The following is a 15,910-nucleotide window of genomic DNA, read 5'->3' as shown; positions in this document are numbered from 1 at the left end:
GTTAGCATGAAAGATTAACGTTTGTTGTAACGATCCAAAGCTGCCTTTTGAATTTCAATAGCGCGGTCGATTTTAACGGATTTCAGCTTATCCATATACTTCTCGAAGCTATCCAACGGTTCTGCGCCCAAAATGATTTTTAATGTCATTTCATCCACCAATGTATTGACATCCGTCATGATTTTAGCGAATTCGGAGCTTTCCTCCGGTGTTGGTGTAACTGGAGGCATTTGGTATTTAGCCATTTCCGTCTTAGCCCAGATACCAATGGCATCACGTTGAGTAGGAAGTGCTAAATATTGCTCGATATAACGCTTATCTTGAACGAAAGGTCCGTTATAGTTTGCACGAGTATACAAGGAAAGTGTTTGCGCTGGAGCCAATTTATCCGGGTTCTTCATTACGATATCTGAATACTTCGGATAACCGTTCTCCATCTTATAGCTCACGCCTTCAGTTCCGAAATTGAAGTACATATGTCCTTCTTCGCCGTAACCATAATCGAGCATCTTAACAGCCAATTCAGCATTTTTCGATTTAGCAGTCACCGCTACCATACCGCCAAATGAATAAGGGATATCTCTTTGTCCGAACTTGGCTGTATCGCCTTTTTTCAAGACCGGTTGAGGGGTAGCTACTAGCAAGGCTTTAGGATCCTTAGCTTCAACAAGCGGCTGCCATTTACCGATTCCGCCTCCTGCATTACCAACTGTTGCACCTGATGCGCCGGAAGCAATGTTAGAATCCCATGCCTTCTGGTCAACGGTAGCGATGTTTTTATCCAGCAAGCCTTGTTCGTACCAGCTGCGGTATAAAGCAAGGAAATCTTTGTAGCCCTTCTCGGCAGGTCCGAATTTGATCTGACCGCCTTCCATATAGAAATCGCGAGTAACTCCGTAAGCGCCCATGAAATGTCCGTTGTTGAAATCATTAAATACACGCGGTTTACTGTTCGTTGTGAATGGCGCTGTTGCACCTTTCTTTTCTTTAAATGCTTTTAGCATAGCGGTCCAATCATCGATTGTTTGCGGAATTGGCAATCCCAGTTCATCGAGCCAGTCTTTTCGAACTATAGGACCTTGGAACACCATCAAGGCTTCATCGCCGCGAATAAATGGAAACGCATAGTAACTGCCGTTATCTGTCTTGACCATCTTGTCAACATCTGGATGTTCCTTTAAATATTTTTTAAGATTTGGTGCATTTTTATCGATCAGATCATTCAATTTCAGAATGTAGCCGTCTTTAATCGCCTTTTCCGGTCCTCCCGGGAAATCCTTAAGGAAGTTGAATTCGATCATATCAGGAAGATCGCCAGATGCCAGCATTACGTTTAAAGCTTCCTTCGCTTGGTTGGTTGGAGGCGCACTAAACTTTAATGGAACACCGGTTCTCTTTTGCCATTCAGTGAAAAATGGAGTATCCGCATGGGTTGATTTTACGCCAGTCAAGTTGCCCGGAAGCTCGCCCCAATAGGTTAAGGTTTTGTCTGTCTTCATAGGATATGTGGTTGCAGTTCCAGTTGTGGCTGCAGGTGCAGGGGTCTTGGTGTCTGAAGCAGGCGCCGGTGTTGTTGTAGAGCAAGCCATAACCATCGTGCTCATTACAGTAGTTACAACAATTGTAGAAGCGATTTTCTTCTTTCTCTTCATAAGTGGAAGACCTCCTTGATATTTCGGCTTAACCGAATTTCGATTCATATGAGATATTTCTCATGACTTGATTATATGACAGCGCTTCCAAATTTGTAATCGCAATTATTGCCAATCTCATCTGCAAAAACAATTATCAGACTATTCAAAACATACAATTTAATATGCAAAATGCGTAAAAACACAAAAAAAGCCCATTTTGGGCAAGAAAAAAGCCGCTCTTAAGCAGCTCATTGATCTTTCATTTCCTTGTATTTACCGGGAGTAATCCCTTCATATTTCTTAAATGTGCGGATAAATGCGTTAACATCATTGAAACCTACATCTATGGCAACGTCACTTATATTCTTTTTACGATCTTCTATTAAATGTTTGGCTTTTTCAAGCCTGGTTTTATTAATCGAGTCCAGCAAGCCTTCTCCTGTATGATCTTTGAACAGCTTGGACAGGTATGCGGGCTTCATGTCAAAATGGCTCCCAATCATGGAAATGTTAAGGTTCGGATCGTTGAAGTTCTGATTAATGTATTCAATAATTTGGTGAATTCTCTCATCAAGCGTTCGCTGCCGGGATTGCTGAATATTTTGCTGACGTTTGTTAGCGGTATATTCACATACTTTTCCTAGAAACTCCGTTATCTGCACTTGCATCTCTTTTATAGTTTGGCAGGTCGTTATTTGTTCAATCCATTTCTCGATTCGTCTCGGATTTCTTATCAAGACACTGTCTTGAAAATCACCAAGCTCACTAATCGTTTTGATCATCGTGCTGACCAAATTCAGCATTAAGCAGCGGGCTATCGGCACCGACATGAAAGTTCGGTTAAAATTGCGTTCGATGATTTCATCCAATGTTTGACGCGCCATCGTAAAGTCACCGATTTTGATATAATTAATTAATTGCTGCTCGACCTGCAGCGGGTAATAATAGCCTGTATCTGAATCTTCCGCGGCAACACTCTGATGAATTTCATCATAGGATAAAATCTCTTTGCTTCCCATAACCAGCTTGTATTCCATCGCATCGAGCGCCTCCAAATAGGCTTGGGAGATCCCTGCCAATTCGCTGTGTATGCCGCTGATAGAAAGCGTTAAGCCGATATGGTACTTCGTCATCAAAAAGGATTGCGCCTCGCGGGCGATCGCAACCAACTGCTGCATACGATCCTCATTAGTTCCAGGTGAGAAGTTGATTAAACAGACCAAAGTCTCTTCAATCTCTGTAACAAAGCCTTGATGATGCTGTAAAGCTAATTCTTCTATGACGTTGGTAATAATAAACTGCATCAGCTTCTGCGGATCTGTTGGGCCTATCTGCTGAATTCTTTCATTAAAAGAGCTGCTTTCCTGAACATACAGCAGAATAACGGCAAAATCATCGGTAATGAACCGCATATTAAAGGTTGCCAAGGATTCGTCTACAGGAATTTGATCCAATTTCCCCTTTAATAAACGGCCTACAAAATTCGAACGCAAAATATGATGCTGTTTTTTTCGTTCGGACATAATTTTCGCCAATTCAACCAAAGTGTGATCAACGGCTTGTTGAATGAAGCTGAATTCATCATGTCCCGGTTTTTGGAGAACATCTGTCTTTTCCGAGAATGCACGGACCAGCCTGCGGACCGGATTGTAATTTTTTCGCAGAAAAAAGTACGTTAGCAGGCAGCCGCCAAGCAAGCTAATAATAATACTCATATAAGTAAGCTTGCGGATCTGCTCAGCCTTCTCCCAGAACAGCAGGCTTGGAATGATGGACAAATACTTCAGCTTGGAGCGATCGGACTGGATATAAGTGATCTCATACTTTTGCCCGTCCTTTTCCCAGAAAAAAAACTTCGATCCCGGCATTTCTTGGCCGAATGGAATGTCATGCAGCAGACGTTCGCTATCGTTTGAGCTTGAAACGAGAAGCTCGTTGGCTTCGTTCAAGATCAGTACATGCCCTTTATTGAACAGCTCCATATTCTCAATGGCACGAAGAATACGAGACTGATCGATCATAATAACGTTAGTTCCTTCGGTTTCTCCCGACTCTATACGGTAGCGGCTAATATAAGCTACCGTCTTCCTTTGTTTACCGTTTTCATCCACACGAACCATTGGGATAAATCCTTTTTTTTCCTTTTGATTCAAAGTATTGATCCATTGGTCATATGAAAAAGAATTCGTCTTATGCATCAATTCGTAAGCAAACGGGGCATCCCTATAGAGATCGGGTAAAAGAACCTTGTTGGGGCCGGATAAATAAATATAGAACAAATCAATTAGAGAATAGGAAGTTTTGTACATAAGAAGATCTTGAGTAATCTGATGCAGGTCATATAAATATTCATTAGGGTAAATTTGATATTTATTAGAGAACAGCTGCCGAACTCTCATATTCCAGGTCAGCTCGAAATTCAGCCGCTCCATAGTTGCGAATTGATTGTCCATAACCTCACGAACTTGCTTCAATAGAGATTCATTTGCCTGATGTATTTCATTAACCAAGGTATCACTTGATTTAATGTATACGATTACACTCATAGCTACAGGCAGCAGCAAAACAGCCAGGTAGGATAGAAGCCAGGTTAGCAGAACACTGCGCCTGTTGATTTTAAACTTTCCCAGCATCAAACTCCTCCTCGGCTACAAATGAAAATATATGCTGATGCTAACTACTATTGTACCTGTTCCAGGAGGGTGAGTATACAAGCAAATACTAAAAAATCTTATAGAATTGAAACCAGCAAGCCCGCTATCCCTCTGCTGTCACAGGCAAAGTTATATCTACTACCGTGCCCCTTCTGCCGGCTTTATATATATGAATTTCACCGTTGTGCTCATGAATAATCTGATAGCTTATCATTAAGCCAATCCCGGTCCCCTTATCCTTGGTGCTGTAATAGGGTTCCCCTAGCTTATTCTGCCACTCATCGGGAATTCCAACGCCTTGGTCAGTGAATCGAATCTGAACCTTGTCGTCGTCTACAAAGCATATTTGTACGTTAATATCCCCCCCATCATTCATAGATTCTATCGCATTTACTAATACATGGTTAAAAACATGTCTGATTTTATTCTCATCGCAAAAAATCCACGGCGTATCTGTTTCGTACTCAACCAAAATATGGATGTTGCTCAGAAGCGCCCGTGCATCCATCTGCATGACAATATTTGTTAGGATCTCATGGAGATTGCTTGTTTTAAACTCCCCGGGATTAGCCAGCAATAGAAATTCAGACAGGATGGATTCAATCTGTCCCATTTCGCTGAGCATAAGATCAAAGTAGCTCTGTTTAGAGATACCCTCTCTTATCAATTGAGTCATTCCCCTAACGGTAGTTAACGGATTTCGGATCTCATGAGCTATTCCGGCGGCAAGCTGCCCTGCCATGGCAAACTTCTCAGCCCTCCGCAGCCGCTCCTCGTTACGCTTGCGCTCTGTTATATCCTTGGCTATGGCAAACACTCCAATAACTTTTTTCCTGAACATGATCGGAATGGTTGTCACACTGAATTCCATAATAAAGCCTTGTTTATGAATGGAATGGATTTCATAGTTTTGCGGCATGCCATGTTTTACATTCTCAAACAGTTGCTCGAATTTTTCTGAATCCTCAGGCACAATGAATTCCGTACTCATTCGTTCTTTTAGCTCGTTTTTGGAATAACCGAGTAACTTTTCAGTCGCTCCATTAGCAGAAACAATTCTTCCTTGTAAATCGATCGAGCATACAATATCCGGACTGTGTTCAAAAAGCGATTGAAAATGAAGCTCGTTTTTACTCGCCGCCTCATAAGCCAGCCTTCTATCTAAGTGAGCACCGAAGCATACACATCCAACTAGTAAAAATAAAGCGGAGCATACAACGTAGGATAAGCTCGTAGTTTCCATAACATAGCTCATCAGTTGAGCAAAAAGCGAATTACCAGGAGGTGAATGACTCATGCCCACGGTAAAGTGCATAGCGCTCATCCCAGTATAATGCATGCCCGAAATACCTACTCCCAATAAGAGTGCGTTCGCCAATTTGCCCCAGCCGTCCAGGAAATCCTGAAACATTCGGAACATGGATATGAAAGATACCCCAATTGGGATAAAAACGGATACCGCAAACAGTACCGGATCATATTTAATGGAGTATGAGCTTTCTAAAGCGGCCATTCCAATATAATGCATGGAGCTAATACCCACACCCATGCAAAAGCATGCAAAAATAAACCTGTACGTCTTCAAACGGCTCGCAAGCCTGAAAGCAATAAACGAAGTAAGGATGGGTATGACAAAAGAAATGCCAGTGAGCAATAGATTATAGGAAACCGGAAAATGTGTATGAAACGCTAACATCCCAACAAAATGCATAGTCCAAATCCCGATACCCAAGGAAAAAGAGCTGTAAATCAAGAACAAGTTCCGGGTCATTCGGTTCGAGGATGAACGTGCTTTATGAGATAAGTCCAGTGATACATATGATGAAAAGATGGCAATTACAATGGATAAAACCACAAGTGGTACCGAGTAAAAGTTGCCTTCATTTACCCCCATTAATCATCCCCCATTACACTAGATGTCATAAGGCTGTATATCTTGTAACAGGCTTCTTGTTACCACGAATCCGTTAAGATTTGGTATTCTACAAGATCAATTCATTTTCCTGCTTTTAACATAAAAAGGCACGTACCCAGCGTTGTTCCAGTACGTGCCCCTAAATTATTTGTTAATGAATCAATAAAATTATTGCCAGGTTGGTGATGTTGTGACAGGTTGATACGGGTTGCCCTGCTGCACAGCTTTTTCCTGATTTTCGGGCTGGGAAGCACCGTTTTCCATCTTACTCATCCCTTGGAACATACCACCTTCATCGATAATAAGCGACTGGGCCGTCGTATTTCCAAACAGCTTGCCTGTTGAACGGATGGTCAGCTTGCCTTTGCACAGCACATTGCCATTCACAGTCCCCGCCAGAATAACATCTCTCGCAATAATGTTCGATTTGACCACTCCAAGCTCTCCTACGGTAACATCACCCGCACATTCCACATCCCCGTTAATTTGACCCTCGATACGAATGCTTGCTTCCGACTTGATTTTCCCCTCAAATACAGTACCTTCGCCAATTAGCGTATCGGTTGTATGGAGGTCTACCGCATGTTTTTTTCCTTTAAACATAAAGCAACCTTCTTTCACACTATTTTAAAAACGGTTTCGGATCAATACTTACACCGTTTTTCAATACTTCGTAATGCAAATGATTGCCTGTGCTTCTTCCGGTTGAACCGACAAGCCCGATTACCTGGCCTTTTTCTACCTTTTCGCCTTTATCCACATTAATTTTATTCAAATGCATATACCAGGTCTGCAATCCGTCTGAGTGGCTTACAACAATATTGTTGCCATGCAGCGAATCACTTCCTGTAGACTGAACAACACCATCCGCGGTAACATGAACCTTGGAGTTTAGCGGCGCACTAATATCGAACCCGCTATGAAAGCTGGGACGAAATGTAAACGGATCCTGCCTTAGCCCAAACCCGGAGGTAATAGTCCGGCTATCTACAGGCCAAATTGTAGGGGTGACGCGCTGCTTCTTCTGAACAGCCAACGCTGCCTCCTTGGTATTAACAATGCTGTGTTTCAGTTTGTCCACTTCTTCATTCATGTCAGACAGCAGCGTTCGGGTCTGTTCAAGCATATCCTGAACCTCGTCATCGGTCGCAGGACGATTGGTCCCTCCCATTGCTAATCCGCTAGATGCCGAATTTGCCGCAGCTGTGGTCTTGTCAGACCCCGTTATAGTCCGAACTTCATCTTCCAGCTTTCGAATATCATCGATTTGGGTCTTCATATCCGAAGTTTGACGGGATAGATTGATAACCTCGTTTTGCAGCTGCTCAATCGTTTGATTCTTCTCCTGAACCGTTGTTGCGTATAAGGTATCCTGACTTTTTACACGCGTCTGCAAATCACTCGCAACCATTGCTGTTCTTGCATGAAGAACATATAAAGTCAAGGTTACGATAACTAAACTTAATAAACCTGCACCGGCGATGTAAGGGATCAGCTTGGGCACCTCGAAACGACGAACAGAGCTGTTAGCATCAGGAATGATGACGAATGTATAACGCTTTTTGCCCCATATCAATTTCTTGTCCGCCCTTTCTAATTGGCACAAATTTACAATCCTCGCTAGAATATGATATTATTCGTCACATTGGACGAAAAAACCTTCTCATCTGACGGCCACTTATAGAAAATAGTTCTAAAGTACGAAGGGATTTCCAACGTACGAAGCGAATTTAGTACTAAATAAGCAGGTGGATTTGACAGGAGGGAATTCATAGATGAAGTTGGCAGGAATAGATATCGGTAATGACAGTATCAAGGTAGTACTGGATGGTGTTCGTGACCCATTAACGGTTCCAAATATTGTAGCGCCCGGATTTGAACGGCATATTTTGCAGGAGGAGGATTCTCCCCTCAAGGCACTCGATGTGGTCGTCCATAGTCCAAGACTATCCAGAAATAATCAACGCTATTTCGTTGGTATGCTGGCCATGGAAAATGAGGATAGTGTGGAGCTGGAGGAGACGGATAACAAAGCCGTATCGGATCAATCCTTGATCGTCGCTTTGACCGCACTGGCTTATGCGGCCATCGTCAGTCAATCCGTGACAAATACCGGCTACAACAATACAGAAGAAGCTGAGTATGTAATCGGAACAGGACTGCCTGTCCGGACCTACTCCTACTATAACAAAACATTCGAAGATCGCTTGGTAGGTGAACACGAAGTAACTTTCCTGTCCACGCCGAATATGCGCAATCGCAAGGTCAAAGTGTCCATTCGCCGAGCTATTGTATCCATTGAAGGCGCTGCAGCCTTGTTCCACATGGCGACCCATGAAAGTCTGCAAGTAAAAGATGAGGAGCTGTATAACGGCTGCATCGGCATTTGCGAAATGGGCGCGTTAACAACCGACTTTCCTGTTGTGAACAAAATGAGCATCGATAACCAATTCAGCACAGGAGAGCAAATGGGTCTTGCTACCTACCTGGATAACATTATCCGGGATGTGGAGGATCAATTCGGATACCGTTTCCCAAGTCGCGCCAAGCTGGTTCAGCGTATCAAACGCAATGACTTCACTATACGCCGCATGGGCGAAGGGCAATCCACCATGAAACCCGTCATCGACATGTACTTCAATAGAGCAGCTTCCAAAATCGTCGATTTAATCAAAAAGCGCTGGAAGAAGCATCCTGACATTCAATGCTTTTACGTAATTGGCGGGGGCGCTGCTGCACTTAAACCTTATATTATCGATGCGGCCGGACCGATCAAGCTTCGTTTTGTTGATGATAGTGAAATGCTTAACGTACAAGGCTACCTGAAGCTGGCCAAGAGCAAAATGAACCAGGCTTCATTTGTTTAAGTCATACTCCCATTAAAAAAGCTGTCCCCAAGTAGATTTATCTACCTTAGGACAGCTTTTTTCTATTTCAAATTAATCGCTGACAGGCTCTTGATCGCCCAATCCTTTTTATTTCTTCTGTATTTTTGCAAATTCTTGGCCAAACTCAGCGATAACCTTGTCGTTGACGAAAGCCTAATGATTCATTAGTTAACTTTAAGTAACTTAATATGAATTTTTTCACTCCTTCTCATGCCATGGATGATTATCTATAATTGAAGTAATAGATGATCGGAGGTGAACGAATAATGATCTACGAATTGAGAATTTATACGATTTTTCCGGGAAGAATCGATGCGATTCGAAAGCGCTTTTCTGATCATACGTTAGGTATTTTCGACAGACTTGGCATGGAAGTGTGTGATTTCTGGGAGGATCTAGAGGAACAGCCCAAACTGTACTATACGATGAGATACGAAAGCATGGAGGAACGGAGACGGCAATGGGAAGCTTTCTCACAGGACCAGGAATGGAATGAAGTGAAACAAAAATCCGAGCAGGATGGAAAAATTGTCGAGCGCATTGAACAGGTATTTATGAAACGGGCTGACTATTTCTCTGCAGGGTATCCAACCATTCTGGATTAGCCGCCAGTCCTATCGACGGCTGCTTCCTAAAGAGCTTTAGGCTTAATGAAACAGTTAGGGGAGTATTTACAATGAACAAGCCCATACAATTCAGCATCATCGGCGGAGGGTTCCGATCGGAGTTTTATCTGAGAATCGCTAGAGCGATGCCCGACAAATTTCAAGTAACTGGCATGGTGGTACGAGATGAAGGTAAAGGAAGCGAAATGGAGCGGAAATGGAATGTTTCCACATACCGTACATTAGATAGTCTGCTGGAGCGGGAACGCCCCGAGTTTGCAGTCGTGTCGGTAAGCCGCTCTGCTTGTCCTGACTTCTTATTCGAGCTGGCCGAAAGAGGCATCCCGGCGCTGGCGGAAACACCACCTGCTCCGGATTTGGACGGTTTGTTGGCACTTCATGAGCTTACATTAAGCGGTGCCAAAATCCAGGTGGCTGAGCAGTACCATTTCCAGCCTGTCCATGCGGCACAGCTGGCGATCATCGATTCGGGTATGATTGGTTCAGTAACCCAGGCGACCGTATCGGTCTCACAAGCTTATCACGGAATGAATATGATCCGGAAATTGCTGGGTGTAGGATTCGAGGAAGCCAAAATTCGAGCCATGCGTTTCGAATCTCCTTGGGTGGCTGGCCCCAATCGCAGCGGTCCGCCTGTCGAGGAAAAAATTGTCACGTCCAAGCGTGAAATCGCTTGGATCGACTATGGTGACAAATTAGGCATTTATGATTTCACGAGCGATCAGCATCGTTCCTGGATTCGCTCCAATCATGTTTCAGCCCGAGGTGTTCGTGGTGAAATATTCGATGATCGTCTGAAGATGCTTGCCGATTTCGCTACACCGCTTCAGATAGATTTGAAGCGGATCAACCGGGGAGAAAACGGTAACCTAGAAGGATATTTTCTCAAAGGCATTATAGCCGGAGAGCGTTGGGTGTATGAGAATCCGTTTGCCCCTGCCCGGCTGTATGACGATGAAATAGCGATCGCGGTATGCTTGGACAAGATGGCCGCTTATGCCGCAGGAGGACCGGGATTTTATGGACTGCCGGATGCTTCCCAGGATCATTACCTGGGTCTGTTGCTCGAAGAGGCTGTTCAAACAGGAGAGACCGTAACGGCTGTTCGACAGCCATGGAGTGAATTTCATTAATGGTATTCATTTAAAAGTAGGCAGAAAGAACAGCTCTATCGAGGCACCTTCAGAGATGAGCGACCGCGATTCATTTGCAGGTTTTCTTGCCCCTCGATGAAGATACATTCGTGTCTTAGAGGTGGCTTTTATAAGAAAAAGCCGTCTCCCCTACATCAAGGGATTGACGGCTTACTTGCCTTGCTTCAGGTCTTTTTCAATAGCCTCAAATAAAAAGGATTGCCCATTGCGATAAAAACGGGGATCATACAAGCCAATCTGCTTCTCATTATCAACAAGAACAACGAACGGTGACCACTCGTACAAAGTTTTAGCTTTCGGATTTGCTGCAAACAGCTTATCGAGATCGGCGCCCTCCTGTGATTTCAGCTCTACCTGCAGCTTCGGTTCTGTAAACGCGGTTGCATTGCTTATTTCGACTACCCCGTTCTTTTTACCGATCATCTGAAACTGGCCAGGAACAAAACCCGCCGAAAGCGCAAACTGTTCATAACGTCCCGCATGCTGCTCATACAAAGCATAGCCTTGTGCGGATTGGGCAATGAAATGGCATGCCATCAGCAGCCATACCAGCTTATAGACATGATGAGGACGGCTGATCTTGCGCAGCTTGGCATACAGCAAGCCTCCGAGCATGATCGCCCATAAAGTTAAATCGACAATTGGAATCGTACCGAAAGTGATTCTTTGAGTCGAAAAAGGCTCCAGATAGCCCGTCCCCCAAGCATTAAACAAGTCGCTGGTATCGTGAATCAATACGGCCAGAACACCAAGCCCATACAGCTTCCATCCCTTGACCTTCCAGAACAGCCAGCTTATTGCTGAGAATAAGGCTGCCCAAATCGGCACCAGAAATACCGAATGTGTAAGACCCCGATGCCACATTTGATAACGCCCCGCCGTATCCCACCATGAAGAAATAACGTCGATGTCTGGAATTTGCGAGCCTCCAACGGCAGTTACGAAGAAAGCTGTTTTTTCCTTGCGGCTCCAGCCTTCCTTCTTCATAGCCGCGTATAATGTTAATCCAAAAAAAGTGTGTGTAACCGTATCGATTATAAATCCCTTCTTCCCCTGCAAATACAAGCACTCATCAGCTCCATTAGTACTTCCCAATCAAGCTGCTAAGCCTCTCCTTGCTCCAGCTCTGGACGAATCCCGCTCATGCGGAAAAGCGGGATCATTAGCAGAGCCCCAATAACGAACAAAACCGCCGCGGCTTCATACATGATAACAATATTGAATACCCCTTTCAGCCAGCCGGCCATACTCATCGTTAAGACCATAGCCCCCATAAACATCGGACTTAAAATTCCGTTGACCCGGCCAACAAAGGATTCCTCTGTATTTTGCAAAATCATTGTGTTGATGCCAATCTGAATCGCAGGCAGTACAAATCCGCCGATAAACTGCGCTCCCAATGTCAGCCACAAGGAAGTGGATAAACCAGTCACGATCATACTGATTGCACTGACGACCATTCCGATAGCCAGCAGCGTTTGTGGAGCTAATTTTTTAGTTAAGCCCATGGTCAAGCCGCCGCCTGCTATCATTGCCAAGCCGTTAGCCATCATTAACCATTGAATATATTCCTTGGGCAAACTTAATCGTTCCGTGACCAGAAAGACACCAAGGGGTTGAATCAGCCCAAGTGCCAGCCCAGCTGCCATAAAGCAGCCACCGAGCGTTTTCAATGCTTTTTTCGATAACACATAGTGGAAGCCAGCGGCCATTTCCTGGGACAGTGTAGTTGTCTTTTGCGTTTCCTCAAGCTCTTTATCAGGAGGCAAAAACATCAATACGGCGGCTGATAAAATGAAAGCGACTCCCATGATGCCAATCGCAACTTCAATACCATACCGTTGGTACACAAACGTTCCCATTATGGGTCCGAGTACCATAAAGATGGCAAACATCGTCTGATACAAGGACATCCCCAGCTGCATCAGCTCACCCGGAACGTGAATTTTAAACAATCGCATACCGGATGGCTGGGAAAACTGCGACAAAATAGCCGAAACCAGTGTCGCAAAAAACACCGCTTTCCAGGTGCCAAAGGACAATGTCAGTAGTACAGCTAAAATCGATACCGCACTAAGGACATCACACCATATCATAGTCCGTTTAGGTCTCCACCGGTCTGCAAATGTGCCTCCAATAAAGGAAAAAATAAAAATCGGCGCAAATTCCGCCACAGAAATCATAGAAACTGCGAATGGATCCCCATTCGTCTTATCCATAACAAAGAGCAGAATAGCAAAGTTTCGTACCCATATTCCAATCTGCAAAAAAAGTCCCGACAGTAAAATCGACTGCACAAACCGGTTGCGGAGCAATCCCGCCACTCCCGGCGTTGCTGATGCCATAGCTATATCATCCTTTCATTATGCTGACTTCAATATTGAATCTCATGATACTGCTTCCGCACGCACTCAACTACTGCACTTACCTATTTAGTTACGGATTCGAACCGGAGCGCCAGATGCCGCGGAACGTGTAGCTGCGTATGCGACCTCCTGTGTTTTCACTGAATCTGCATAAGGCGATAGTATGTCTGAGCCGTCTCCTGTTCTAACGGCATGCAGAAATGCTTCGTGCTCACGAACATACGGATTATTAACATTTTTGTGCTCAATTACGAAGGATTTACCTAGTTCCCTTATGCTATCCCTGGTAATTTCCAGCAAACCTTGATCTGTATATATTTGAAGCCCTATCGGTCCATCCCCTGGCAGAATGCAAGTATTCGATATCGTTGCAACAGCCCCGCTAGCCAGCTTAACCGTAACTGTACCTACATCGGGAACCGTCACTCCATCCTCCACCTCATGCATTACACGATTCGCATAAGCTGCATATACTTCCTCAACATCGCCCATTAGGTAACGCATCAGATCAATAATATGGGAAGTCTGTTCGATGAATTGTCCGCCAGAACCATCCTGCTTCCGCCACCAGCCTACCTTAGGCATACTGCCCATCCAATGTCCAAGCGCCATACCTGCTTTTCTTTGCTCCAGCAGCTCTGCTGCACGTTTGGTGGAATCCATATAACGGAAATGATAACCGACGGATGTAATCAGCTTTTGTGCGTTTATCCTGTGCAAAATCTCCGTAGGAAGCTCGATATCAAGACCCAGCGGTTTTTCAACAAAAAAGGGAATTCCACGCTCGATCAAAGCAAATTCGGTTGCTCCATGAGCCATAGGCGGAACACAAATGTATACAGCATCCAAGGATTGCGCGTCCAGCATGGTTGTGAGTGAATCGTAGCCTTTGGCCCCATTCCATGACGATGCAGCTTTCTCCGCCTTTTCCAAGCTTGTTCCACAAAATGCTGTCACTTCGACATCTTCCATCTTCGAAAGCAGGTTGCAGTGAAAACGAGTAAATGAGCCAGTACCAACAAAACCAATTTTTAAAGACATCCCATATCTCTCCCTTAATACGAGTTTATAATAGCTTGCTGGCTTTAAAGCTGATAATTACTCCCCGCTTACGGCATACATCCGGCATGTTGCTGTCCATACTGCACCTGGCACGAGCAATTGAAACCCTGTGGCTTCATCCGATTGCAGCACATTAGGTGCATTGATAGCCCATGTTTGCGGTTCAGGGCAAATAAATCGGCTTTGTCCATCATCATTCCATATCGTCCAATGCTTAAACTCTTGGTCCACCTCATACACAAGGCTTATATTCCGTTCAGTATCTATGAGTTCCGCACCATGGAAGCTTTTTCCGTTGCGCTCTACAGCTTTACTAGTCAAATGCTTCGCATAAGGCTTACCTGTTGGCTGAATGCCATCCAAGAGCAACTGCTGATCTTGTTCATCAAGCGGCAGCAGAGCTCCTGTGGGTACAAACAACGACGTAAGCTCCCACTCCTCGCCCACCGATACCTTTAATCGGTAATCCTTCTCTTGTCCCTCCGCATGGAAAGGCACCCGAAAAGCGGTATGAAAGCCTACTCCAAGCGGCATGGGCTCCTCACCGTAATTTTCAATGCGAACCTGCTGCTCCAGCCCTCTTTCGGATAAAATATAAGTTAGCTCGTAGGAAAATTCATGTGGAAAATAAGCATACATTTCTCCATGTTTACCCATATCCATCAAGAGAACTATCCGGGCTGCTCCATCCTCGCGAACACCATATTCTTTGATTTCCCAAGCCCTTTTATGAAGAATGCCATGCATAAAATGCTTTCCATCCGAACTGTTCAATGGGAGCACATAATCTCGCAAAGGAGTAGAGAATTTTCCTCCCTCTATTCGGTTAGGCGGAAATAATGGCGGAATTCCATACCGCTGTCCTGCTGTGCGCAGCTGCTCCGAGCTCTCCGGTGTACGTAAAAAGCTTAAGTTCTCTTCCGGTCGGCTCAATTCCACCATATTGCTCCCAATTTCAGGAACGATAACTGCTCGATAGCCTCCAGAGATTAATTCGATCGCAGGTACATCGTAAAAAGATATTTCTTTGGCTGAAGCTTGTTCCATTATTATCCCTCCAACAGGTTATTTGCAGAAACTTATTAGGCAATTGCCAATCCAACCCTTTCCATTATCCAACAAATCGGACTCAAGCGCAAAACCTAGTTCCGTTTATACTAATAGTTTGATAGAACGAAAAACACAGTAAGCCCACCAATTAGAAAATGGTAGGAATCGCTTTGTGGTATGCCAGGTAAACCTGTACGATCCGATCCATAGTCAAATGTGCTTCGCGTGGAGTTCGACCGACAGCCATGCAACGCCGCAACGCACGCCTGGGATTCGTGCGCGTTGGGACTCATCGACGGGAGATCGGAGTACATTAACCTGCATCTTGGTATTCCGTGGATGGATCTCCATACCGGCATCCTGTAGTTTGCTTGAGAAGTGCGTCATTCGGCTATATGAATTGCACTCTTTAATGCTTCACTCGACTGGTCCGTACACAGTAAAATTCATCATATTCGAATATACCAGTCCGCATTGTAGGAAAAAAGCCATCTAAATAGTCTCAACTTCAAAATCAGTACACTATCTCCACCGATAGCTCGAACAAAATCCTGCAAATTT

12 protein-coding genes are annotated in these 15,910 nt (G+C 44.5%); 3 read left to right on the top strand and 9 right to left on the bottom strand.

All coding sequences use genetic code 11. The features are described 5' to 3' along the window. Positions 1-14: 14 nt before the first annotated feature. The 5 genes from ACFQ0C_RS06065 to ACFQ0C_RS06045 all read right to left on the bottom strand — a co-directional run bounded on the left by ACFQ0C_RS06065 (position 15) and on the right by ACFQ0C_RS06045 (position 7,779). Positions 15-1,652 carry a type 2 periplasmic-binding domain-containing protein gene (locus ACFQ0C_RS06065; protein ID WP_258212993.1) on the bottom strand — a complete coding sequence of 546 codons (1,638 nt, stop codon included), beginning with the start codon at positions 1,650-1,652 and terminating at the stop codon, positions 15-17. A 230-nt stretch (positions 1,653-1,882) separates the two neighbouring features. Next, a complete protein-coding gene (locus tag ACFQ0C_RS06060; protein ID WP_379364916.1) occupies positions 1,883-4,267 on the bottom strand; it encodes a helix-turn-helix domain-containing protein in 2,385 nt (794 codons plus the stop codon). A gap of 124 nt (positions 4,268-4,391) precedes the next feature. Continuing rightward, on the bottom strand, positions 4,392-6,182 hold the full coding sequence (locus ACFQ0C_RS06055) for an MHYT domain-containing protein (RefSeq protein ID WP_379364913.1): 1,791 nt from the start codon (positions 6,180-6,182) through the stop codon (positions 4,392-4,394). 189 nt (positions 6,183-6,371) lie between these two features. Then, positions 6,372-6,806: a bactofilin family protein gene (locus ACFQ0C_RS06050; protein WP_258212990.1), complete on the bottom strand. Its 435-nt coding sequence runs from the start codon at positions 6,804-6,806 to the stop codon at positions 6,372-6,374. Positions 6,807-6,825: 19 nt separating this feature from the next. After that, positions 6,826-7,779, bottom strand: coding sequence for a M23 family metallopeptidase (locus ACFQ0C_RS06045; RefSeq protein WP_379364910.1), 954 nt, complete (start codon positions 7,777-7,779; stop codon positions 6,826-6,828). 199 nt (positions 7,780-7,978) lie between these two features. On the opposite strand from ACFQ0C_RS06045, the gene ACFQ0C_RS06040 reads away from it, so the two are divergent. From ACFQ0C_RS06040 to ACFQ0C_RS06030, 3 genes are all read left to right on the top strand, one after another. Beyond that, positions 7,979-9,070, top strand: coding sequence for a ParM/StbA family protein (locus ACFQ0C_RS06040; RefSeq protein ID WP_258212988.1), 1,092 nt, complete (start codon positions 7,979-7,981; stop codon positions 9,068-9,070). Between the two features lie 287 nt (positions 9,071-9,357). After that, on the top strand, positions 9,358-9,696 hold the full coding sequence (locus tag ACFQ0C_RS06035) for an NIPSNAP family protein (protein WP_379364907.1): 339 nt from the start codon (positions 9,358-9,360) through the stop codon (positions 9,694-9,696). 71 nt (positions 9,697-9,767) lie between these two features. Further along, on the top strand, positions 9,768-10,850 hold the full coding sequence (locus tag ACFQ0C_RS06030; RefSeq protein ID WP_379364905.1) for a Gfo/Idh/MocA family protein: 1,083 nt from the start codon (positions 9,768-9,770) through the stop codon (positions 10,848-10,850). Positions 10,851-11,021: 171 nt separating this feature from the next. Here the strand turns inward: ACFQ0C_RS06030 and ACFQ0C_RS06025 are convergent, their stop codons facing one another. The 4 genes from ACFQ0C_RS06025 to ACFQ0C_RS06010 form a co-directional block, all read right to left on the bottom strand. Continuing rightward, on the bottom strand, positions 11,022-11,906 hold the full coding sequence (locus ACFQ0C_RS06025; RefSeq protein WP_379364992.1) for a metal-dependent hydrolase: 885 nt from the start codon (positions 11,904-11,906) through the stop codon (positions 11,022-11,024). Between the two features lie 68 nt (positions 11,907-11,974). Further along, entirely contained in the window at positions 11,975-13,216 is a 1,242-nt protein-coding gene (locus ACFQ0C_RS06020; protein ID WP_379364902.1) for an MFS transporter, read from the bottom strand. A gap of 87 nt (positions 13,217-13,303) precedes the next feature. Continuing rightward, on the bottom strand, positions 13,304-14,278 hold the full coding sequence (locus ACFQ0C_RS06015; RefSeq protein ID WP_379364900.1) for a Gfo/Idh/MocA family protein: 975 nt from the start codon (positions 14,276-14,278) through the stop codon (positions 13,304-13,306). A gap of 57 nt (positions 14,279-14,335) precedes the next feature. Continuing rightward, positions 14,336-15,346 carry an aldose 1-epimerase gene (locus ACFQ0C_RS06010; protein ID WP_379364898.1) on the bottom strand — a complete coding sequence of 337 codons (1,011 nt, stop codon included), beginning with the start codon at positions 15,344-15,346 and terminating at the stop codon, positions 14,336-14,338. Positions 15,347-15,910: the final 564 nt, after the last annotated feature.

It is taken from the genome of Paenibacillus sp. GCM10027630 (assembly GCF_042676305.1).
In the GTDB taxonomy this organism is placed as follows: Bacteria; Bacillota; Bacilli; order Paenibacillales; family NBRC-103111; genus Paenibacillus_S.
This window is presented reverse-complemented; position numbering and strand designations above follow the sequence as displayed.